This is a genomic window from Niastella sp. OAS944 (assembly GCA_024809215.1).
GTDB lineage: Bacteria > Bacteroidota > Bacteroidia > Chitinophagales > Chitinophagaceae > Niastella.
This window is the reverse complement of record JANUBW010000005.1, coordinates 209,502-234,415: the sequence shown is the minus strand read 5'-3', so window position 1 is coordinate 234,415 and position 24,914 is coordinate 209,502. Positions and strand designations below refer to the sequence as shown.

At 44.2% G+C, this 24,914-nt stretch carries 15 protein-coding genes; 7 read left to right on the top strand and 8 right to left on the bottom strand.

Annotated features, from left to right (window positions below):
- Window positions 1-204 precede the first annotated feature (204 nt).
- Window positions 205-3,060 carry an endopygalactorunase gene (locus tag GGD38_RS21710; RefSeq protein WP_375301300.1) on the top strand — a complete coding sequence of 952 codons (2,856 nt, stop codon included), beginning with the start codon at window positions 205-207 and terminating at the stop codon, window positions 3,058-3,060.
- A gap of 31 nt (window positions 3,061-3,091) precedes the next feature.
- Window positions 3,092-3,463 (top strand): cupin domain-containing protein, encoded by a 372-nt coding sequence (locus GGD38_RS21705; protein ID WP_375301299.1) that lies wholly within the window; start codon window positions 3,092-3,094, stop codon window positions 3,461-3,463.
- Between the two features lie 63 nt (window positions 3,464-3,526).
- Here the strand turns inward: GGD38_RS21705 and GGD38_RS21700 are convergent, their stop codons facing one another.
- From GGD38_RS21700 to GGD38_RS21665, 8 genes are all read right to left on the bottom strand, one after another.
- On the bottom strand, window positions 3,527-3,853 hold the full coding sequence (locus GGD38_RS21700) for a hypothetical protein (protein WP_375301298.1): 327 nt from the start codon (window positions 3,851-3,853) through the stop codon (window positions 3,527-3,529).
- Window positions 3,854-3,931: 78 nt separating this feature from the next.
- Window positions 3,932-5,449, bottom strand: coding sequence for a DUF5689 domain-containing protein (locus GGD38_RS21695; protein ID WP_375301297.1), 1,518 nt, complete (start codon window positions 5,447-5,449; stop codon window positions 3,932-3,934).
- Window positions 5,450-5,511: 62 nt separating this feature from the next.
- Entirely contained in the window at window positions 5,512-7,059 is a 1,548-nt protein-coding gene (locus GGD38_RS21690) for a SusD/RagB family nutrient-binding outer membrane lipoprotein (protein WP_375301296.1), read from the bottom strand.
- Window positions 7,060-7,070: 11 nt separating this feature from the next.
- On the bottom strand, window positions 7,071-10,520 hold the full coding sequence (locus tag GGD38_RS21685) for a SusC/RagA family TonB-linked outer membrane protein (RefSeq protein ID WP_375301295.1): 3,450 nt from the start codon (window positions 10,518-10,520) through the stop codon (window positions 7,071-7,073).
- Between the two features lie 76 nt (window positions 10,521-10,596).
- Window positions 10,597-11,445 (bottom strand): FecR family protein, encoded by an 849-nt coding sequence (locus GGD38_RS21680; protein ID WP_375301294.1) that lies wholly within the window; start codon window positions 11,443-11,445, stop codon window positions 10,597-10,599.
- Between the two features lie 360 nt (window positions 11,446-11,805).
- The gene (locus GGD38_RS21675) at window positions 11,806-12,372 is read right to left on the bottom strand and encodes an RNA polymerase sigma factor (RefSeq protein WP_375301293.1); all 567 of its coding nucleotides are present in this window, start codon (window positions 12,370-12,372) and stop codon (window positions 11,806-11,808) included.
- Window positions 12,373-12,585: 213 nt separating this feature from the next.
- Entirely contained in the window at window positions 12,586-14,733 is a 2,148-nt protein-coding gene (locus GGD38_RS21670) for a T9SS type A sorting domain-containing protein (RefSeq protein ID WP_375301292.1), read from the bottom strand.
- A 301-nt stretch (window positions 14,734-15,034) separates the two neighbouring features.
- Entirely contained in the window at window positions 15,035-15,643 is a 609-nt protein-coding gene (locus GGD38_RS21665; RefSeq protein WP_375301291.1) for an FMN-dependent NADH-azoreductase, read from the bottom strand.
- A gap of 155 nt (window positions 15,644-15,798) precedes the next feature.
- Here GGD38_RS21665 and GGD38_RS21660 point away from each other — a divergent pair, with 155 nt between their 5' ends.
- The 5 genes from GGD38_RS21660 to GGD38_RS21640 all read left to right on the top strand — a co-directional run bounded on the left by GGD38_RS21660 (window position 15,799) and on the right by GGD38_RS21640 (window position 24,914).
- A complete protein-coding gene (locus GGD38_RS21660; RefSeq protein ID WP_375301290.1) occupies window positions 15,799-16,158 on the top strand; it encodes a winged helix-turn-helix transcriptional regulator in 360 nt (119 codons plus the stop codon).
- Window positions 16,159-16,163: 5 nt separating this feature from the next.
- Window positions 16,164-16,862 (top strand): DUF2461 domain-containing protein, encoded by a 699-nt coding sequence (locus GGD38_RS21655; protein WP_375301289.1) that lies wholly within the window; start codon window positions 16,164-16,166, stop codon window positions 16,860-16,862.
- Window positions 16,863-17,010: 148 nt separating this feature from the next.
- Window positions 17,011-19,413, top strand: coding sequence for an ABC transporter permease (locus tag GGD38_RS21650; protein ID WP_375301288.1), 2,403 nt, complete (start codon window positions 17,011-17,013; stop codon window positions 19,411-19,413).
- A 206-nt stretch (window positions 19,414-19,619) separates the two neighbouring features.
- Window positions 19,620-22,352: a family 78 glycoside hydrolase catalytic domain gene (locus GGD38_RS21645; protein ID WP_375301287.1), complete on the top strand. Its 2,733-nt coding sequence runs from the start codon at window positions 19,620-19,622 to the stop codon at window positions 22,350-22,352.
- Window positions 22,353-22,526: 174 nt separating this feature from the next.
- The gene (locus tag GGD38_RS21640; RefSeq protein WP_375301286.1) at window positions 22,527-24,914 is read left to right on the top strand and encodes a TonB-dependent receptor domain-containing protein; all 2,388 of its coding nucleotides are present in this window, start codon (window positions 22,527-22,529) and stop codon (window positions 24,912-24,914) included.

The following is a 24,914-nucleotide window of genomic DNA, read 5'->3' as shown; positions in this document are numbered from 1 at the left end:
CAAAAAAGGAAATACAAAATCTCAAATCTCAAGGTCTGTTAAGAGGTATTGGGATTTATTTGGAACTTGGGATTTGGATTTTGGAATTTATTATTTGGATCTTGAGATTTGGAGCTTGGAATTTTGCATATTATAATGCATTAATTGCCAATCAGCTTTAATAGCGTCCTATATAAAGAAACTACATTTAAGTTATTTCTTTATATGATCGCATTTAAAAAGAACCTGTTATTGCTTGCTGCATGTTGCATGTTACACCCTGTATTTGCAAAATCACCATCGCCCAATACCACAAGTATTAAACCTATAGCTTTCGCTACTCATATTGCCGCCATTACAAAAAACACCATTGTTGTAGTTACCGGAAGCACCATTCGTTTTACCGTTGATACACCCGAAGACCAGGGCTTGTGCTCAACCCGCCCAACGGTAAAACAATTCCTCGATCAGATCACCTCTACCGATGGTTCCATTCAACAATATAAGATCATTGATAAAGCAGGCAACCCAAAAATGGAAGGGGTTATTGAGCCAAACGACCGCCTGGCGGCAACCTCGCAAAACGGTAAGGCCACCCAAACTTATTTGCTAACTGTTAAAGCAATGGCATTAAGCGGCCGGCTGCAATTACAACAACAGCAAATAACCGTCAATACAAAAAAAGACCTCACGCTGTTTTATACGGCCGGGCAACGCAGTCCAAACGCTACTGTAAAAATAGTTCTGCCCGCAGGTGTTAAAGCGTCCATGCAAAACACAACAGTGAATGTTATTGGCCGCGGCGATGTTACCCTGGCAACGCTTGCCCAACAATCTATAGGGCGTACCGGTTCGCTCTATTCATATTCCAAAGTAGGAGAGGTGGCTATAATGCCATTGGCAAACGGCGGCTCTGTATTGCAGTTTAGTAAACTCGATCTTCGACCGGCCAATGGCGCCGACCTGAAGATCGTTATTCATGACGTAACACTTCCTCGCGCCGGTAACTATACTTTTAAAGCTACGTATACCACCACAAAACCCGAAGCGCTTACCAGTGCAGGCGAAACAGCTACGCTACAGGCAGTACAAACCATTGCAGACCTTACCCGAACAAATGCCAACAGTTACACCCAGGTGCATTTTACCTGGAGCCATATAGCCGCCAGATCGATCACGCTGATGCAATCGCTCGATTCGGGAAAAAGCTATCAACCGGCAAAAGCCGTCATTGACGTCAAAACCGCCAGCGCCACAATCACCGCATTACAACCAAATAAACTATACACGTTCCGTTTACAGGTAAATGATGGACAACACAAAGGTGTATCAAATATTATTAGACATTATTCTGGCAAACTTGATATTAAACAGTTTGGCATTACCGGCGACAGCACGCAGGATTATACGCAACCTGTTAACCAGGCCATCGAGTATTTAAGTGAGTTAGGTGGCGGCACCCTGCTTTTCAGCAAAGGCATTTATGGCGTACGCACTATTCAATTAAAAAGCAACGTGTACCTGTACATCGATAAAGAGGCAACCATAAAAGCATTAAAAGGCGCCGATGCACCGGAAGCCACCTGGTTCAGCGATAAAAAATACCGCTCGGGTTTATCGCCAACAGATGTGGGGCCGTATGCCGACCCTGAAAACTATTTAACCAAACAGGATGTAGGCCATCACTATTTCAGGAACTCGATGTTCTTTGGTGAACGAATAGATAATGTAAAGATCATTGGCAATGGCACCATTACCGGTAATGGCCACCTGGTTACCGGCGATAATGTAATGAACAACGCACCCGATAACCGGGCCGATAAAATGTTCACTTTTAAACTATGTACAAATATTGAAATAGGCGGTATTTACCGCGAGGCCGATCTGTGGTACGATAGCAGTAAAGATGAACCTTACTATATAAACAAAGACGGTTCGAAAGACTTTAATACAGATAACATGCTGCACATTGACCGCAGCGGTCATTTTGCATTATTGGCAACCGGCACCGATCACATAAACGTTCACAATACTTATTTCAGCAAGGACTACACAACCAACGTACGGGACATTTATGACTTCATGGCCTGCAATGATGTTACCGTTACCAATATCTATTCAAAAGTAAGTTCCGATGATATTGTAAAACCCGGTTCCGATTGCGCACTGGGCTTTACGCGACCGGCGCGTGATTATAAAGTGCGAAATGTGATCGGCGATACCAATTGCAACTTATTTCAGATAGGGTCCGAAACGGCTGATGACATCATGGACATTTGCGTTGATAATATTTATGTGCTTGGCTCCAATAAAGCCGGGTTTTCCATATCAACCAACGATGGCGGCCATGTAAAGAACATACATCTTAACTGCGGACATACAGGCTCGCTACACGCCCGCTCAAAAATGTTCCGCACGTTCACGCCTTTCTTTATTTCTATTTCAAACCGCGGCCGCGTACTTGGTGCTGAAGTTGGCAAATATGCATTTACCGATAATGGCGAAAAGCATAATGAATTGCTGGTAAAGAATGTGAACATAGGCCAGGTAGAGAACATTGTCATAAATGGAATTGATATTTATGAAGTATATGCCGGCAGTTCCTTCCGCGAAAAAAGATGGTCGCCCTACGATGGCAAACAGCGCCGCGCCACACCCATAATTGCCGGTTATAGTTTGCCAGCCAATGGGCTCGACTTTACATTACCCAATGGTAAACATACAGGCTATATAAAGAATATTGTTTTCAACGATGTGCATGTACTGGTAAAAGGCGGTAACCCCGAAACCGATACCGCCGCCACACCGCCCGAACTGGGCGTAGGGCAATACAATGCTTCCAATTTAAAAGTGCAGCCAGCATATGGCCTTTGGGCCCGGCATGTAATGGACCTCACTGTTAAGGCCTGTTCTTTTAATTATGAAAAGAAAGATGGCCGCTATGCCGTGTATTTAGATGATGTAGTGGGTGCGCAATTGTCTGAAATAAAAACCGCTCAACCCGGCGGCAATAGGGAAGTGATAGAACTCAGGAATTCGCCGCAGGTGCATATGAGTAATATCTCATACCATTTGCCTTAAAGGTATTCAGTATATTTACTGAAAACTACATATGGAAAATAACTATCCTTACGAAACCCGGCTCGATGTTAAGTATGATTACCTCGAACTGGTTGATGTGCCTGCTATTGTTAAGGCCAATACACATAAGTGGTTTAACCAAACCCTAACCAAAGTAAACGATAGTGTGGTACGGGTGGCCATCATAGAAGGGGAGTACCATTGGCACAAACACGATAATGATGATGAGTTCTTTTTTGTGCTGGAAGGCCAATTGCTCATCGACCTGGAAGATAAAACAATTGCATTGAATCCCTGGGAAGGGTTCACCATACCAAAAGGTGTTGTACACAGAACACGGGCGCAGGTTAAAACCGTGATGTTGATGGTAGAGACGAGTGAGATTATTCCAACGGGGGATTAAGAAGTAGGAAATACCGGGTAGCGTCTGCATGTAAGATATGTAGTGCTACCCGGCATTTTAATATTACCAAAATACTGCGACCAGTATTGCAGTTAAAGATGTTAAAAACAATAAACCACTGAGTATACTAACTAAAAGAAATCCTTTCTTGTACTCAATAGCTTTTTTCCTTTTCGACAACAGGAGCCCGCCCAATGATAGTATCACCAGCAGCAAAGTATAAAATCCATAAACTGTCAAACGCAAGCGAATGCCATAATTAATTAGCGGAATGATGTCACCTTCAGGAGCAAATCGAAGATAAATACATTCATCTATTTCCCTTGCGATAAAAAAAAGCAATACCGCAACGAATATAAATATTGCTACTACCAGGAGACTTTTTTTCATTAGATAAGGTTGGTTATAAAAGAAAAGACCGTCTTTTAATTTTGACGGCCTTTCATTTGTAAGTTAGTATTATTCTGATTAATCCTTCAGCTTAGTAGTGTTGGTCTCAAGCACACTTAATGGTGAAGTCTTTGTCAATGTATCAAGCTGTTGCTGACGAACTTTCGTCCATCTGTTTAACGAGCTGCTGTACTCGCCAACTAACCTGTTGAATATACCAAGGTCGGCTGTTTGATAGGCAAACGCAAATGTATTGGTGCCACTGCGGTAAAAAGGCTGGTCGTTATCGTAAAAAGGGTGCTTTGAATCGTAATAATCATTATCCCCAATTGGGTATCCTTTATTATCTCCATTAATGGTGCCACCGGTACCAACGAATACTACATCAATAGGCACTGAAGCGGCAGTTACGTTTGTACCTTCGAACAGCGCCATACCGAAAGCATTTCCACTATTAGCAAGCAGGTTGGTGGTGCCCGATCCAAACCCATCGCCGGCAGAACCATATGACATTGCTTTTACCCAATTGGCAGAACTAATGTCGGTTGAATTTATTCCATTGATCAATTTTTTAATTCCTCCTACATAAAAGAAGGTGCCCTTTTTAGCTTTCCCGGTAGTTATGTTCATTTTATAAGTGCGAACACCACCGGTAGCCCAGTTGTTTGCCGGGAAACCAATGGGGGTTGAGGTGCCGGCATTATTGGTAGTTACCACAGAGAATGGCGTTACAGTAAAATCAATGTCCTTTGTTGCCATAAACTGTATATACTCATAATTGGCATCACTTTCGGCACCTGCAACAACATCGCTCATAAAACCGGTAATAATAGCAGCCGCACCTTTGATAATGGGATTTTTCTTTCTTACATCACTTGCTGTACGCAGCCTGAAATGCGGCACACGCTCACCATTGCTTATGCTATTTAATAATATTCCCACGTAATTTGAGTAGAACGGCGCTTCATTATTGGCAAACTGCGCTTTGGGGTCTGTATGTATGGTTATTCTGCCATAAGTATCATCGGCCACTTTATCGCCACTCAACACATCGCCGGGTTGAGCCAATGGAAACAGGTTGGCTTTTACAATGACACTTAAGCTACTTTCATAATCATCGGGTTTAGCTAAAGCTTTATTCAGGTATAACCAGGTTACAGGTATTGGCCGGCCGCTGGCTACTTTTTGAACTGCATCGTTGGTAATATTGGTGATCTGCAATATGCCATCTACTCTTGTAAGTGTACTGCCTTCTACATAGATCTCTACCGAATCGCCCGGCACATAACTGGCAGCCGCATCGCCAATGGCCACTGATATTCCGCGTACTGTCGACAGCCGGCGGGCATCTTCAAGCATCAGTAATCCTTTGGGCAGGTTGTTACCGGAATGGTCAGATACAACTACCCCGGCAATTTTTGTGGCACCGAACATATTGTCTTTTGAAAGAACAACATCCTGATCTTTATAAATGTTACGCACATCGAAAAGACCGATATAATCACCTACCACACCGCCACGATACTCATCTTTTTTACAGGCCCATAAAAAGACCGTTATCAATAAATAGAATGTATATGTTGCTATATTTTTCATTGTACTACAATTGTTACTTATAATTTCATTGCCAATTGCCTATTGTAAATTGTCTATTGATCTCACTTCTTCTGCCACCAAACCTCTGTTGAAATAAGATCGGGCCCCTGTGCATCAAGCGCCAGTTTGTAATTGGTAGGGTTGGTCGACTGCACATAAATAGGGTAGGTCATACGCGCAGGCATTACCCCGTTATTACGTAACCCGGCGCCTTTAGGCAATATGGGGTGGCCGGTACGGCGATACTCGAACCATTGTTGCAGATCGGTTAAGAACAGGGCATAGTATTTTTGCAAATGGATCTTTTCCATCTTTTGGTCAAGGGTCTCCGAGTTGATCCAGTTCATGCCAATGTTGCTTAAGTAAGTAGTGATGGTTACATTCCAGGTACTGATCCACTGAGTAATGCTTGCTTTGGCGCCTTCGTTATAAAAACTTTCAGGGGCACCGGTGATATATCCCTTTGTTGCCGCTTCGGCAAGAATGAATTGCACTTCAGGATAATTCAAGATCATACCGGTCATTGGTTCCGTCATTAAGTTTGCTGCCGTAACACCATTCACCGTTTGTGCATTGGAGTAAAAATAGGCTTTCTTGGTTGTAACATCACCCGGCGAATAACCACTGGGCACACCTACAAAAGCACCGGAAGCAGGAGCTATGCGCCATCTGTTAACCCCATTTGATCCCAGGGAGATATCGATCCGCGGATCGGCCCATTCAACCAGGTTATCAAGAAAAAAGCTGGCAATGCCCGGTTGTCTAAAATCCTGTTCGCGTACGGTGAGATAAGGCGAGGTGTATGGAGCCTTATCCGTCCACTTTAAGATAGCCGATTCATCATTTGTGGCAATAATGGGATAATTGGCTTTATTGGTCTCAGCAATCTCTTTTATCTTGGCAATACACTGGTCGGCCACTTCTGCTTTACCCGACAATCGTAACAGCAACCGTAAATACAATGAATTACCAAACTTGCGCCATCTCGATACGTTACCGGCGTATATAGGATCACTGGCGCCATCTATACCTACGTTTGCTGCAAGCAGCGTATTGGCGGTATCGAGCTTTTTGAAAATATCGAGATAAATTTCTTTCTGACGATCGAAGGCCGGCTCAACAGTACCAGCCGTTTGCCCTGAATCGGGTTTTGCTTTATTCGATTCAAAATAGGGCACATCGCCATAGGTATCGGTAAGCAATGAATACACCCACGACTGGCAGATAAGCGAAATGCCCATGTAGGATTTGTTGTTCAGGCTTCCTTCCTGGTTGGCCAGTTTGTAAATGTCTTTATAGTTAGTGAGCTCGGTAAACCAGCCATTGTACAGGTAATCGGCCCAGTTATTACGATAATCATAACGGAACACCTTTCCTTCACCATCGCCCATATCAACAGTAACCTGCATTAGCTCGTTATTAAAGTTGCGGTTACGCATCATGTTATAGGTAACGGTATTCACCAGGGCCGGCGCCAGTAACTGGCGGGGCAGAACATAAGGCGTGGTATTAGGATCGGTATTTGTTTCTGTGAAATCTTTTGTACAGGATGCTACTGTTAAACTAAACAATACGGCAGCACCTGCTATTTTATTTATGATCAGCTTCATGTTTTTAAGAATTAAAGTCCAATAACTAAGTTACAGCCGATGGTACGGGTAGATGGGAACTGACCGATCTCGAAACCCTGAATGATATCAGTGCCGCTCAACGTACCGAACTCAGGATCGAACATAGGCCAGGGCGACCAAATGAACAGGTTGCGGCCATATACTCCGAACGTTGCTTTTTGCAATCCCAGCTTTTTTATTGTTTTCGGACCAAGGGAATAATCCAAACGCGCTTCTCTGAATTTGATAAAGTCGGTGCGGAAGGTGCTTCCTTCGGCATTATCAATACCCCAGTGTGAACGGTAGTATTCATCTATGTCGGTAGCTAATACATCATTTTGGCGGTATTTACCATCAGGCTCCTGAATAACCCCATTACCAATGATACCGTTGTAACGGCCAGGTAAGGTTTTGGTTAATTTACCCTGCTCTGCCATTTTGTAGTGCATCAGCGAGTGTGCAACAGCGCCATACTGTACATCGAAAAGTAAATTCAGACGGAAATTCTTATAACTGAAATCGTTACCAAAACCTAAGCGCCATTTGGGCGCGGTATTGCCCAGGTATTGCACTTCTGGTGAAAGCAAAGCAAAACCGGTATTGGCATCATATACTATTTGTCCGTCGGGCGAGCGCACATAGCCTTTGCCATACAAGTCGCCCATTCTGCCACCAACTTTGGCAACGATCTGTCCGCCGCCAACAGGACCGGTTTGCAGTACCACCGAACTGTCGGGCAATTCTTTAATGGTGTTTCTATTTGAAGAGAATACGATATTGGTATTCCATTTAAAGCCGCTTCTTGTTATAACAGGTGTTCCATTCAACGCTATCTCAATACCACGGTTACTTACTTTACCAAAGTTAACCACCTGCTTGGCGAACCCCGATGAGCGATCGAGTATCCGTTGCATGATCTGGTCTTTGGTTGTACCCGAATACAGGGTAAGATCGATACCTACGCGGTTCTTGAACATTTTTGCATTTAAACCTACTTCAAAAGTAGTGGTGCGAAGCGGGCGCAGGTTGGCATTGTTCAAAGTGCCTGGGTTTGTTAGGCCGCCGCTCCATAAGCTGCCGGGAGAAACATACACATTGTTTCCGGTAAGGTAGGGGATAACACCACTGCTACCTACACTCGATGCAGAGAAGCGCAGCTTACCATAATTAATTTGTGCGGGCAAATGAAACACTTCCGAAGCTATAAAGCTCAGGTTGGCCGAAGGATAAAAGAAACCTACATTATCGGTACGGGTAGGGGTGGCCAGGGGGCTGGCCCAGTCCTGCCGGCCGGTAAGATCTAAGAACAGGAACTCTTTATAAGCAGCAGTAAACAATCCATAAAAACTGTTGATCGAATACTTGCTTCTGTATGGAACCGTTACCAGCGGACCAGCTGTATTGGCCAGCGTATATACGCCGGGGTAAATAAGCGAGTCGGCGCGTACTTCATCTTTATTATAGTTGTTACGCAATGCACTTCCACCTAAGGTAGCAGAGAAATCAAAATCCTTATGTACCTTTTTACTATACTTCAACAGGAAGTCGGTAGTGCTTTCCTGACCAGCTAAACTTTGGGTACGGTAACTTCCTTTCGGGAATTTTGAACCGGCATCATATGGCCTGCGCTGCGAACGTTGTTCTGTACTAAGATCGAGCGACGTACGGAGGGTTAAACTCAACTCTTTGGTGAAGTTATATGAGGCCGAAATGTTACCTGTTACCACATGGCGGTTACTGGCATTCAGGAATTCATAAGCAATAGCATAAGGGTTTTCGGGGAATGAGCTGTATGGGTAGAAGATCCCGCGGTTCTCCTGGTCTTTCTTCCAGTAATTCTTTAACCAGTCAATGTCGGCATTGGGTTGCCAGAAGATGAACCAGTACATGATACTCTGGTTGCCATAACCGGCGCCGGGCAGGTTATCGCTCCATTTATTGGTATAGTTGATCTTTGAAGAAATGGTAAGTTTGTCGCTTACTTTTGAATTAACCGATAACGCTACCGTATTACGTTTATAACCGGTATTGGGTATGATCCATTTGTTTTGAACATTCGTTAATGAAAAACGGGCAGTGGTCTTTTCAGAACCACCATCTACACTTATTGAATTGGTAATGGTATTACCGGTATTGAAGTAGTTGAATAATTTATTCTTATAGCCCCTCCACTCGGTGGGTGTATTTGAGCGGCCTTGTGTTTCAGTATCAAATTGATTGAACATTTGTCCGTCGAAACGTGGGCCGTAAGCAGAGCTACTGGTTGAGTTGGGCGATCTGCCATAATCATAATCAGCCTGGCCATCTAACCCCATTCCATATTCAAATTGCATATCGGGCCAGCGGTTTGGCTGCTCAATAGAGGCATTTGAATTGAGCGTAATACCAAGCTTCTTACCTTTATTGCCACCCGATTTGGTAGTAATGATAATGGCTCCATTGGCCGCACGTAAACCATACAGGGCCGAGGCGCCGGGTCCTTTCAACACGGTTACCGATTCAATATCTTCGGGGTTCAGGTCATTTAAGCTGCCGCCATAGTCGGCCGGCATATTATCGGAACCTGTGCCATACGTTGTTTCGCCGCCTATGGCGGTTCTGCGGTTACTACCCGAATTGATAACCACCCCATCTACTACGATCAGGGCTTCGTTATCACCGGTAAGGTTGTTCTCTCCACGTAAGATGATCTTATTACTTCCGGTGGGGCCGCTGTTTGAGCGCACCAGGTTCAAACCGGCAACTTTACCCGATAAGGCATCTGTCCAGTTGCTCGATACTGCATCGGTGAGTTGTTCATTATTGATGGTAGTGGTAGCATAACCCAATGATTTTTCAGCGCGTTTAATACCAAGCGCTGTTACAACCACATTTTGCATTTGTTGCTCATCCTTTACCAGTGAAATAATAATACCCGTTGGCGATGATACGGTGAAATTCTTTTTTGCAGGTTGAAACCCTACAGCCGTGATCTCAATTGAGCCATCAACCGCCGCAACGGTTTTAGAGAATTTTCCATTTTCATCGGCAATGGCGATCACATTTTTTTGATTGGGTTGTTTAATGATCACCGAAGCGCCGGGTACAGGTGTGGTTCCTTCCTGTACAGTTCCTTTTAATACGATCGTAGGCAGCTTCTGAGGAATGTTAGCCTTTTTGATCACGTAGTTGGAGCCGGTCAATGTTGCATTAAAACCGCCGGGGGCTAATACTTTGTTTAATAAGTCACCCACATTACCTGCTTCATAAGAAGCAGTGGGTACTTTAACTGCGGCCAGTTCATCATTGGCATAAGCAAGCTGTACTTTAAATACCCGGCCAAAGTCTTCGGCTATAGCCGCCAAATCACCGGCGCCATGCCGGTAATGTACCTGGCCCTGTTGTGCCTGCAGGTTTATAAAACCTGTCGTAAGCAGTAATAATAGCGCAGTGAATGTTCTGGTTAGTTTTAAGTATTCCATATGTTCGTTACATTATAAGCAATACGTTAGCTGTCCGCTTTTCAGCAGATCAAAAAAAGGATGTTGTTAATGATTCTTAGTGAATGTTAAAGCCAGTCAATGTGTTCAGCACCGATAAGTTTTCCTGCAATGAAACAGACATGTTCCAGGTAAGCGTTACTTTCTTTTTTTTGTCGATAGCGCCATGCATAAGTTTAACCTGGTAATAGGTTTCAATGCGGTTAAGCAACTCCTCCAATGAAATGTTCTGTAACCTTACCTGTTGTTGTAACCACCAGTCGGCCGAGGCTGGGTCAATGGTTTGTACTATACCGGTAATGGCTTTTGTTGTACTTACCTGTTGGCCTGCGGTCAGAATTTGGTTACCACCCGTGTTCTTCAATGCTACTTTGCCTTCTTTTACGGTAAGCTGCAGATCTACCGAATCGAGCTTACGAATGGTAAATGCGGTGCCTACAACTGTGATCTGTTGCCTGTTTACATCGATGGTAAACGGGTGTTGCGCATCTTTTGCTACGCTGAAGAAGGCCGTGCCTTTTGATAACACGGTACTACGCTGTTTTTGAAAATCGGCGTGTACTTTCATTGCCGACCACGGCGCCAGCCAAACAACGGAACCATCTGCAAGCATGATCTTCTTTGCGCTATCGGTAGTAGCAAGCTCCTGCCAGGCATTCGCCCGGGCCGGCGACTCATTACCAGGCACCTTAATAAAGATGGCCACCAGTATGGCCGCGGCAGCGCTTAAACCAATAAAGAAAAACTGCTTTCTCTGTTTCCGCCGGTTGTCGATGCGGTCGTTAATGCTGTTCAGCAGAATCTGCTTCTTTTGCATGCCTATAGCTTCGGGTGAATCCCATGCCTTGAGCCATTGCTCATCTGACTGTTCATTATCTTTCTTATCGTGCCTTGATTTACGGGGCATGCAAAAACTGCTTTAATTGATAGACGGAGGTTTATTGATAATGGTACTATAGGAAAATAAGAAAAATCTTGATATTAAATTCCAAATCTCAAATTCCAAGATCCAAAGAAGAAATACCAAATTCCAAATCACAAGGTCCAAAGAAAAAATACAAAACCCCAAATTGCAAAGCCTCCCCGCTATAGCGGAGAACCAAAAAGAAGTTCCCAAATGCAAGAACCCAATAAGAACCCCCAAAGGGCAAAGGGTGATGAAACGACTGTATTCTTTTGGAATTTGAATTTTGTATTTTGGAATTTTTTTGGAGCTTGGAGCTTGGGATTTGTGATTTATTATTTGGAGCTTGGGATTTGGAATTTTTTAAAAAAATATTTGTACCTGCCGCAACATTTTGAGTATACGCTGGCCGGCAGTATGCAATTGGTTCTTTACCGTTTGCTCGCTGAGCTGTAGTTCAGATGCGATCTCTTTCACCGATAACTGTTCTTCATTCTTCATGGAGTAAATACGGCGCATTTGTCCGGGCAGTTTACTGGTGGCATTCTTCCAAATATGATAGGCCTGTTTATATTGGTACTGCTCGTCGGGCGCAGGCCTTCCTTCGGTGCGCTCAGGCATTTCTTCGGTAAGTGTATACCTTTTTCTTTTAGCGCTTCTAAGGTGATCACTAATACAGTGCTGAACAATGGTATATAAGTAATTGCGGAAAGAGGAGTGTATAACGATCGTTTGACGCTTGTTCCACAGGCGAATGAACACTTCCTGCAAAACATCATCGGCCTCTTGCGACCCGTTCAACCGCACACGGATGTACGAGTGAATGGGATCGGCAAACCGGTTAAAAATCTCATCAAATGCAATTCGGTCCCCTTTTGTCAGGCGCAACAGTAATTCACCATCGTCGGGAACAATTGGTTGAAAATTCATATGGCGGAAGCTTAGCAACCAAATGTAACAAACAAAATGAAAGTGTCTGAATTATTTTTAAGTTTTTTTAACCTGTTTTGAGGCATTTTGCTTACGCAAACGATTGCATGGTTTCGTTATTTAATATATTGGCCGCATAAACATGCAAATGTGAAACTAAAAGACCGTTTCCGAAACTGGAAACGGTCTTTTTCGAATCACTTCGAAATGCAATTATTGCTTTATCAGCTTTAAACTTGCTTCTGAGTTCAGCTTATTCACTTTAATATAGTAAATGCCTGTTGGCAACGATTGCAATTCATTAAAGTACTGGGCATTGGTTCCTGCATACACCCTGGTCGACTTGCGCCAAACCAGCTTGCCATCACTATTGAACACCCGAAGATTTACGATTTCATCGGTTTTGCTTTCAATGGTGATCAGTACATTATTGGTGAATGGGTTGGGAGATGCTGTAACTTCAAACCCCTGTACATTGGTACGAATGGTAATGATGCCGCTGTACTCATAACGGCCGTTGATATCAACCATTTTTAACCGGTAATAGTTATTGCCTGCAGCAGGTGCAATATCAATAAATGAATATTGTAAGGTAAGCGCATCTGATGTTGAAGCCTGCACCTGGCCTAATGATGAATAATGAACGCCATCGGCGCTGCGTTCTACTATGAAATGAGAGAAGTTAACACCTTTATCTGTTTCCCAGTTAAGATACGTTTTCTCATTTCTATAAACGCCGTTCCACAATGTAAGTTTAACAGGTAAGATACCACATGGTGAAGCGGCATTACCCGGACTAACCAACAGTGGGGCGGTAGTTAAGATCCTTTTCACACCGGCCGATCCGGGTGCTGCATTATAAACGTTATCAATAGGTCCGCTGGCTGAAGTTGAACGGGTAAGACCATTTACGCCACCGGTAACAGTTATATTGGCGTTTGATAAAATGTTGGTAATTACAACACCTCCGCCGCCACCGCCGCCGGGGCCATGTGCGTAGTGAATTGTACTATTACCACCTTTACCACCAATAGCTGTGGCAGTAATGGTGCCGTTGGTTGTAATGGTAGAGGTATTTGCAAATACAATTATGCTACCACCGGCGCCACCGCCGCCTGCAGCATCGGTGGTTGACGGATCGTTCGATGCTGCGCCATTTGCTGTAATTGATCCATTGCCAACAAATGATTTGGCACGTATAATAACAATACCACCGCCGGCGCCGCCACTGCACAAATATTCAGTTCCGGCAGCAGCTGCGTTGTTGGCTGTACCGGCGCCGCCGCCGCCGCCCATTACTATTCTCTGTTCAGAAGCCTGGGCATATGCAGAACCGCCAAATCCGCCGGTATTATAAGTAGCGGGATTACCCGGACCACCATCCCAGCCGCTGCCGCCACGTCCGCCTGCGCCGCCATTACCACCACCACCGCCACCGGTGTTGTATTGATTCGAGTTGGTTTGGCCATCGGTACCACCGCCACCGGCATTACCCGGTGCACCTCTGCCCAATGAACCGTCTATATAACCTTCAATATTTGTAGTGGTTGAATTGGTGCCGCTGTTGTAAACATACATAGGCGTGCCGGCAATACCTTCGCCTTTGGCGCCACCTGTACTGTTACCACTGGTGGTAACAGGGGAATTCCAGCGATAATCAGTATTTGTTAAACTGGTTGAAGCGCCGGTGAAATTTTTTCCGCCACCGCCTCTGTAGCCTAATGCATTCGCATTTATTGTTGAACTGCTGTTACCGAAGCTAAATGTATTGGTTGCTTCCAGTACAATAACACCACCGGCCTGGCCATTCCACGCAGTTCCGGTTACAGAGCGATTGTTATTAATAGTGATGTCATAATAGCGGGGCACTCTTATGAGCTGGTAATTTTGAGCGCCGGTTGAAGCAGAATAAGCCCGGGTAAAATAGTTATTTGCCAGCGGATAGGACAATGTAACTAAACCCGTACCTGAGTTGTAAGCAGATACAATATTATATTCAAATGTACCTGCCACCAGGTTTGAAGTTAAATAACCACTGGCATCACCGCCGGCAACGCCGTCGCCATAATTATCACCATTGGCGCTGTTGTATTCGGCGCCTTGCATTTGAATGATCAATACCATGTCGCCATTAGCGATATTGGTGGCATTACCTATAGGAGCGAGTACGGTTAGGGTAGTACTTCCTTTAACAGGACTGCCTGTACCAGGGTAATAGGTGTTAAGCACCGTATTGTCGGTGTTAACAGTAAGATTGTTGCCGGTGCTTGGTAATACAGCACCACATTGACTAAAAGAGCTTTTCGAAAAACAAAAGAGCAGAAGGAGTAACGGGAATACTCGGGTAAAATTTGGTTTCATTACACTTTATATTGATTACTGGTTGGGTGTTGGATCTTTATGGATAAATTAAAAATATGCAAATGTAACACTAAACCTTAATCATTTCTAAAGGAATACCCGTATTTGATACATTTAATATTGATTTACCCATTCACCATATATTTAATGTTGAATTACCCATTTGCCATTAATTTTTTAACTGTTTTTATTACTTTTAATCAAGTCGCCGGTAAATTCTTACGATTTTTTTGAAGAAAATTCTAAAAATAAAAAGGTCGCCCTAGCAAACCAAAGCGACCTGATAATTGTATGGAATTAATTAGAACGCAAATTCATTCACCTGCCCAACAGCTTTTGGTAAAGCGCTGTCACTGAATTGAGGCATGCTGACGCCTTCAACGCGGAATGTGGTAATATCTTTCATACCTAAAAAACCAAGTGAACCTCTTAAGAACGGCTCGGCAAAATCAAGCGATTGCATAGGTCCTTCAGAATAAATACCACCAGAAGCGACGGCGAGGTAAACTTTTTTATTGACCACCAGTCCTTTTGGTGCCCCATCGGCATAGCTAAAAGTAACGCCGGCGCGCGCAATATGATCAACCCATGCTTTTAAAACGGAAGGAATACCAAAGTTGTACAGTGGCACGCCGATCACTATGATATCCGCAGCCATTAATTCTTTAACAGCCTCTTCTGAATTTCTTATGGCGTCTTTATGATCTTCAGTACGCAGGTCGGCCGGCGTAAAAAAAGCGGCTATCTGATTGCCTTCTAAATGGGGCAGGGGCTCTTTTGCCAGATCGCGGGTTTGCACTTTACTACCGGGGTAAACTGTTAACAATTTGTCAATGATAGCGCCTGACAGCTTGTTGCTGAACGACATATCACCTTTTGCACTTGACACTATATTCAATATCTTTTTCATTGTAGTTTGATTTGTAGCTTGAGTATTTATTACTTTTTTGATTTCATCACAAAGCTACCTACCTTTACTATACTTTAGTAAGTACTATACTCCTGTATAGCACTATACTACGATATAGCGCTATACAGGAGTATAGTGATCTAAAACGATAAATCATGAGTACTAAACCTGAACACAGAGACACAAAAACATGTATGGGGCAGATGATGCCGGTACAGGACGCCTTACAGGTATTGAGCGGCAAATGGAAACTGCCCATCCTCATTTCATTAGGATTTGGCAATAAACGGTTTGGGGAAATTGCGAAAGACATACCCAAAATAACCGACCGTATGCTGTCGAAAGAATTAAGGGAGCTGGAAATGAACTTCCTGATAGAGCGGAGGGTTTACGATACCGTTCCGGTAACCGTTGAGTATTCAAAAACGGAATATGGCACTTCACTCGATCCTGTCATAAATGAATTGCACAAATGGGGCAGTAAACACCGGAAAAAGATCATGAACAAAGTATAATACAAATGGCAAAGCTGCAGGAACAACCAATGATATACAGATCGGGTTTCGATTACTTACAAAAATTAAAAAAGAACAATCACCGCGATTGGTTCAATGACAATAAGGCAACTTATCAAAAGGAACTGGAACTGGTAGAGCAGTTTGCAGAAGCTTTATTGCGCGAGTTAAATAAACACGACGAAATTGAAACGCCTTCAGGCAAAAAAAGCCTGCATCGCATTTATCGCGACATTCGTTTTTCAAACGATAAAACGCCTTATAAAACAAACTGGAGCGGCAACTTTAAACGCGCTACCAAATACCGCCGGGGTGGTTATTATTTTCATTTGGAACCCGGTAACAGCTACCTCGCCGGCGGTTTCTGGGCGCCCAATGCACCAGATATAAAACGCATACGCGACGAAATTGCCTTTGATGCGGCACCCCTGCGAAAAATATTAAAGAGCAAGACCTTCATCAATACATTTGGCACCCTGCAGGGCGAACAACTGAAAACGGCACCCAAAGGTTTTGAGGCCGGTCACGAAGCCATTGACCTGTTGCGTTATAAACAATTCCTGCTTATCAGGCGCTTTGCCGACAAAGAGGTTTTAAGCGACCGTTTTTTAAACGAAGCCAGCAGTACGTTTAAGAACATGCGCCCCTTCTTTGATTATATGAGCGTGGTACTTACTACCGACACAAACGGACTGGAATTATAACTGTATACAATCGAAACAGTTACTGTATCATAACCGGACGTTCCTGAATAAATATTCCGTTGTAAATCATTCTCTTTCAGCTCCAATTGAAACCGGCATGGTTTATTATTAAGCATACAGGGCGTTCCGCCCCTGTAATTGATAACATATGCTTAAAAATTATATCACTATTGCGCTCCGGCATCTGGCCAAACACAAACTGTTTTCCATCATCAATATTTTGTGTATTGCAATTGGCATTACGTTTTCCCTGCTTATTGGTGTTTATATCCTGAACCAGAAAAGCATTAACCATGGCCTGCGTAATATCGACAGGCAATATGTTATCAAAAGTACGTGGAAGGCAAAGGGCATGGGCATGGTTGAAACAACAATGGGCCCCCTGGCGCAATCACTAAAAGATCAGTTCCCCAACCTGGTGGCTAATTGTTTTCGATTTAACCCGGTTACAAACGTGGTATCGGCCGGTGATAAAAATTTCAAAGAGGATATGGCCATTTGCGATACAAGCCTGGTATCCATGTATGGCTTTCCACTTGTAGCCGGTGATAAGCATAATGCATTCGGCAATAGCAGCGGCGCCGTTATCACCGAAGCAATGGCCATAAAACTATTCGGAACAACCAATGCGCTCAATAAAACCATCACCATCTCTACCATTGGTAATGGAAAGCAGGATTACCTGGTATCGGCTGTATTGAAAGAAATGCCTTACAATTCGGTGAACAGGTATTTAGACGCCGATGGTTATAATGTGTTCCTTCCGTTTGAGGGCAGTCATTATTATCCTGGTACCGATGGCGCCGGTGATAAAAACTGGAACCTGATCTTTATGGTCAACATGATAGAATTACAGCCCGGCGTTTCTATAGCAGAAGTAAAGCGGGCCACCAACCAGCTGCTGGCGCAAAACCTGCCCAATAACCTCAAAGGAATGCTCACCCCTGAATTCGCTCCGCTAAAAGACTACTACCTGCAGAACAATAACGGCGCCGTTCAAAAGATGATCAACACGCTGTCGTTGGTAGCGCTGTTCATTTTACTGATGGCTATTATCAATTTTGTAAACATCAGTATTGGCACCGCATCGTACCGGTTGAAAGAAATAGGTTTACGAAAAGTATTTGGCAGCGCCAGAAGGCAATTAATTGTACAGCACCTTACCGAATCGCTGCTGCTTACCACCATAGCAGGTTTGTTATCACTCGGTTTGTATGAAGTGGTGCGGCCATATTTCAACCAGGTCTTAAATACGACCATTACCCCTATAACAGAACTTGGTTATGAAACCTGGCTGATGTTATTGTCGCTTATAATTGTTGTAGGCTGCATCTCGGGCTTCTATCCCGCCTTTGTTTTAAGCTCAACCAATATTATTCATTCGGTAAAAGGGAAGATCAACGCGGCAAAAGGCGGACTTACCCTGCGTAGAACGCTGCTGATAGTTCAGTTCAGCCTGGCCATTATCATTTTCATTAGTGCCTTGAACGTTTCACGGCAGGTCACTTATTTTTTCAATAAAGACATAGGCTATAATAAAGATCAACTGCTGGTGCTTTCCACCTTTCCCAAACAGTGGGATTCTGCCGGTATTATGCGTATGCAGGCAATCAGGAATGAAATGGAAAGCGTGCCTGGTGTTCAAAGCGCTTCACTTTCGTTTGAAGTGCCCGACCGCATGCCGCCAGGCGGCATTGATCTGTTACCGGAAGGCAGTGATCATAGAACAGTTGTATCTTCTACAGTAGCCGATGAGAACTTTGCCCGTACTTTTGGCCTGCACATTAGCCAGGGTAATTTTTTCGACAATTACCGCAACGGCACTGCACGTAATGAAATAATCCTGAATAAAACCGCCGCTAAACTACTTGGCGTAACCGCTGTAAACACAATAATACGTACGCCAGGCGGACAAACCTTAACAGTAACAGGCATCGTAAATGATTTTAATTATTCTTCCTTCCAGCAAAGCATTGGCCCCATGGCTTTTATTCATATAAAGGATAGTCCGCAATACCGGTATATGACCTTTAAAATTGCCGGCGACAATATGGAGAATACTGTCAGCGCATTAAAGGCAAAATGGCGATCGTTATTACCCAATGCGCCATTTGAATACAACTTCATGGACGAACGTTTTAAAGCGTTATATCAATCGGAAGTGCAGTTAAAAAAGGCCACCCACCTGGCTACCATATTAAATCTTGTTATTGTATTTATGGGCATATTTGGTGTAATGGCCTTCACCCTTGCCCGCAGGAACAAAGAAATTGCAGTAAGAAAGGTACTGGGTGCAGAATCGCTGAATATTGTGCTGTTATTTTTTAAAGATTATGCCATCCTTATCCTGATCGCAAATATAATAGCCTGGCCGCTGGCATATTGGGCAACCAACCAGTGGCTGCAAAATTATGCCTATAGAATGCAACAGAATATAATGCCATATGCAAGCGTATTTGTAACGGTAGCGGTGGCAACCTTTCTGTTCGTTGCTATACTTTGCCTTAAAGCAACCCAGGCCAACCCGGTAAAGAATTTAAGAACGGAATAAAGCGTCTGTTTTATAAAATTAGCTAACAGTTATAGCTGCTTCTTTGATCGGAAGCAGCTTTTTTATTAATACAACTGGTGGTAGCAGGCATTGCAATCGTATGCATAAATGAGAATTGAAAAAATATAATAGTACAGGACTTTACAGGATGGCCCGTTATGGCTTTTTCTTACCTTCCTGATCTCAAAAAACAAAATTGCCTGCCAATGAACAAAGAATTGCTAATAGCCGGATGTTTTAGCTTATTATGCCTGCAACAAGCTGCGGCCCAGGTTACCTTACAACAATTACGTACAGAAAATTTAGTGAACCCCATCGGCATCGACGTTACAACGCCCCGTTTCAGTTGGCAGCTGGCGGGCAATCAGCGCGGCATTATGCAAACCGCATTTGCAATAAAAGTAACAGCCGGCAATAGTGCCGTATGGAATAGCGGAAAAGTTAGCAGCGATCAATCGGTACAAGTGCCGTATGCCGGTAAACCCCTGCAAGCCGCCACCAAATACCAGTGGCAGGTAAGAGTATGGGACAATAACGGCCGCAGCACGCCCTGGAGCACACCTGCATCTTTTCAAACAGCTTTATTATCAACTGAAGACTGGAAAGCGCAATGGATAAACCCTGGCTTTGCCGAAGACCTGAAGACTCGCCCGGCCATTCTTTTCAGAAAAGCATTTAATACAAGTAAAAAAATAAAGACGGCCACCGCCTATATAACGGCCCATGGTTTGTACGAAGCGCAGATCAATGGCAAGCGGGTAGGGGACTACTATCTTACCCCAGGCTGGACGAGCTATAAAAAACGCCTGCAATACCAGGTGTACGATGTTACCAGCCTGCTGGCAACCGGACAAAATGCCATAGGCGTATCCGTTGGTAACGGTTGGTACCGCAGCGACCTGGCCTGGAATGGCAACAAAAATACTTTTGGCAGTGATGCCGGCCTGTTGTTTCAACTGGCTATTACCTATACCGATGGCACAAGCGAACTGGTAGTATCTGACGACAGCTGGAGATCTTCTACCGGGGCTATCCGTTATACCGAGATCTATCATGGCGAAACCGTAGATATGCGTCAGGACAAAGCCGGCTGGGCCAATGTGGGGTATAATGACGCCGGCTGGAGCAATGTAAAAACGGAGAATTATTCAAAAGATGTGCTCATTGCCACCTATAATGAGCCGATAAAAAAACATGAAACGTTCAAACCCATTAAAGTGCTAAAAACACCTGGTGGCAAAACGGTGCTCGACTTCGGTCAAAACCTGGTAGGCTGGGTTGAAGTAAAAGCAAAAGGCAATAGCGGCGACAGCATAATAATAAAACATGCTGAAGTATTGGACAAGCACGGAAACTTCTATACCGAAAACCTGCGTGCCGCCAAAGCAACAGCCACCTATGTACTTGATGGAAAAGAAAACGTTTTTGAACCGCATTTTACTTTCTTTGGTTTCCGTTATATACAGGTAGAAGGTTATCCCGGTGAAATAAAACCCGAGAACTTCACAGCGGTGGCCCTGTATTCTGCCATGCAACCAACAGGCTCTTTTACCAGCTCGCATCCCTTGCTAAACCAGTTACAACATAATATACAATGGGGGCAACGGGGCAATTTTCTCGATGTACCAACAGATTGTCCGCAACGTGATGAACGCCTGGGCTGGACGGGCGATGCACAGGCATTTTCCCGTACCGCAGCCTTCAATTTTGGCGTGTATAATTTCTTTGCCAAATGGATGCATGATGTTACAGCCGATCAACGCGAAGATGGCCTTATACCAAGTGTGGTTCCCAATGTACTTGGCCCCAAATCGGGCGGCTCAAGCGGCTGGGCCGATGTGGTGACCATTCTTCCCTGGAACACCTACCTGGCCTATGGTGATAAGAAGATCCTCGAAGACGAATACAAGACCATGAAAGCCTGGGTGGGTTATATTCAGGGCCAAAGTAAGAACAACCTGTGGCAAAGCGGACCACACTATGGCGACTGGCTTTTCTACCGTCCGTTCGACGACAATGACGGCAAAGCCGCCGTTACCGACAAATTCCTTATTGCCCAGTGCTTTTACGCCAATTCCGTTCAGATAGTGATAAACACCGCTAAACTATTGGGTAAAACAGAGGACGTTGCTACTTACGAAAGCCTGCTTAATAAAGTAAAAGAGGCCTTTGTAAAAGAATACCTTACGCCTAATGGACGGTTGGTTTCGAGCACCCAAACCGCCTATGTGCTGGCCTTGAATTTTGATATGCTGCCCGAACAGTTACGTGAACAGGCGGCGGCACGGCTGGTAGAAAACGTAAAAGCCTACAGAAACCACCTTACTACAGGGTTTTTGGGTACGCCGTATTTGTGCCATGTGTTGAGCCGGTTTGGTTATACTGATCTCGCATATCAATTATTGTTACAGGAAACATACCCATCGTGGTTATACCCGGTTAAAATGGGTGCTACTACCATTTGGGAACGCTGGGATGGACAAAAACCCGACAGCTCATTTCAAACACCCAGCATGAACTCCTTTAACCATTACGCATATGGCGCCATTGGCGACTGGATGTACCGGGTAATGGCAGGATTGGATACTTATGAGGACAAACCTGGTTATAAGCATATTAAGATAGAACCACATCCTGGCGGAGGGTTAACCAAAGCCGCAGCCACGCTGCAAACCAATTACGGAATCGCCAGCAGCGGCTGGACGATCAATGGAAATGAACTGACGCTGGAAGTGGAAATACCAGCCAACACCACTGCCGATATTCATATTCCCGGCACCAGTGCCGACGCCATTTCCGAAAATGGCAAAACCATTTCCAGCCAAAAAGAAATGCAGGCAACCACTACCGCTGATAAATACGTAGTGGTAAAGGTGGGATCGGGTAAATACCGGTTTGTTACAACAGTACCGGCAACACTTAATACAGCAGCAAAATAATAGCACAAATGCAACGATTTGCAACCCTGTCCTGTCCCAGGTTAAACCGGGATGGACAGGGTTGATTTTTTCATGGGCCACCCATCCATTTTTCTTTGAAATACCGTAAACCTGTTAAGCTTTTTCCTGCGGAAAAAATAACTAGTTAACAGTATATATATTAATTTACCGGTGATGAAAGTGGCAAATGAAAATAGCATTAAAAAATTGGTTTTGGTGTTGGTGTTTCTTGCGTTATCAATCTGTACCATACATGCCCAGGATCACGTTGTAACAATTAAAGTACTTGATAGTGTGCAACTTCCGGTTGCAAATGCCACCATTAGGATAAATACAAAAGAAAAACTGGCCGATTCTGCCGGCTCCTTTTTTACAACTTTGCCAAAAGGAAAATATCGCATTGTGGCAAGCGCTGTAGGACATTACTCTACCACACAGCAGGTTACCATCAATCATGATACTACTTTTCAAATTCTACTAAAAGGGCGGGAAAGTTTATTACAGAATGTTTTTGTTACCGCCAATCGCAATGTTTTACGGAATCAGATGAGCGTCCACAGTTTGGAAATGTCCCAAATACAGAAATTACCAATGATCCTAGGTGAAGTGGACCCCATAAAAACGATCACATTATTACCTGGTATAAAAAATGGGGGCGAAGCAAGCGCCGGCATCTATGTTCGCGGCGGCGGGCCCGATCAGAACCTCGTTTTGCTCGACGGTATTCCGGTGTACAATCCCAATCACCTGCTCGGTTTCTTTAGCGTATTTAATGGCGATGCAGTAAAAAACATCGAAGTAATAAAAGGTGGTATGCCCGCTGAATATGGCGGCCGTTTAAGCAGCGTCATTTCCGTCAATAGCCGTGAGGGCAATAAAGACTCACTCAAAATTGGCGGCGGTGTAGGGCTTATTTCTTCCCGGCTTTCGGTTGAAGGGCCGTTGATAAAAAAAAGATCATCATTTGTTATAAGCGCGCGCCGTACCTATATTGACCAGGTAGCCAAATTAATTGCGCCCGATAGTATTGGTAAAAACGGCTATTACTTCTACGACATAAACGCCAAGGCCGACTTTATCATCAATAATAACAACACGCTTTATCTCACTTTTTATACCGGTAAAGACAATTTCACATTTGCCGATGATGACAATGACGGCCCGGCCCGCGAATTCAATGCCATTTGGGGAAATACCATTTTGGGACTTACCTGGAAACAACAGGTAGATAAAAAATGGAAACAGGAATTATCACTCGTGCGCAATGATTTCAATTTGAACAGCCGCGTAATATTTGGCACCAATGGATTTGTTTTCTCTTCGGGCCTTACCGACCACTCCATTAAAAACGACTGGACCTATACCCCAACTAACTGGGTAAAATGGAAAACCGGTTTTCAGTATACCTGGCACATCTTCAGACCCGGAGCCGGAAGTTCCACCGCAGGTGTACAGGAATTTCAGACCCAGATCCATGATCAGTATGCACGCGAAGCGGCAGGTTATATAAGCACAGATATCGACATAACTACTAAACTGAACCTGGTTGCAGGATTGCGGTATAGTTATTTTAATCAGATTGGCCCCACAGAGCGGGTTATATATGGCGCCGATGGTTCACCAACCGGTGAAACAGAATATTACAAAAGAGGCCAGAGTATTGCCCGTTTTAAATACCCGGAACCCAGGGTAAACCTGCTGTATAAACTGCCCAATGCAGCCAGCGTTAAACTATCGTATACGCGTACTATACAGTATCTGCACCTGGCAACCACCAGTGCGGCTACTTTTCCCAGCGACCTGTGGGTGCCTGCAAGCCGGTTGATACAACCTGGCAAAGCAGATCAAATAGCCGCCGGCTATTTCAAAAGCTTTCGCAATAGCCAATACGAAATAAGCGCCGAGGCTTATTACAAAACCATGAGCAACCAACTGGAATTTAAACCCGGGGCCAGGCTGTTATTGAACCAGAACCTTGAAGGTGAAATGATCTTTGGCACCGGTAAAGCTTATGGACTGGAACTATTCTTCCAAAAGAAAACCGGCAGGCTCAATGGCTGGATCGGTTATACCCTGAGCAGGGCCGAAAGAACATTCCCCCAGATGAATGAAGGCAAGTCATTTCCTTACCGGTACGATCGTACGCACGATGTAAGCGTTGTGGCCAATTATCGTTTAAGTCAAAAATGGGAAGCGGCAGCCGTTTTTGTATATGGCACCGGTAATGCCCTAACCATGCCCACCGGCCGGTTCTTGTATAACCTGGGTTACGATAGTGATAAAAAACAACCCATCTTTACCAATATCAGTCAATACAACAAGATCAACGACTATCGCATGCCTGCCTATCATCGCATGGACCTTGCGTTTACCTATACGCATAAACCCAATAGCAACAAACGGTTTAAGAGCAATTGGGTTTTTAGTTTGTATAATGTTTATAACCGGCGAAACCCATACTTCATATATATAGATGTTGATGAGGACGAACGAAAGGTACAGGGAAAACAGGTATTTCTTTTTCCGGTGCTGCCTGGAGTAACGTGGAATTTCAAATTTTAA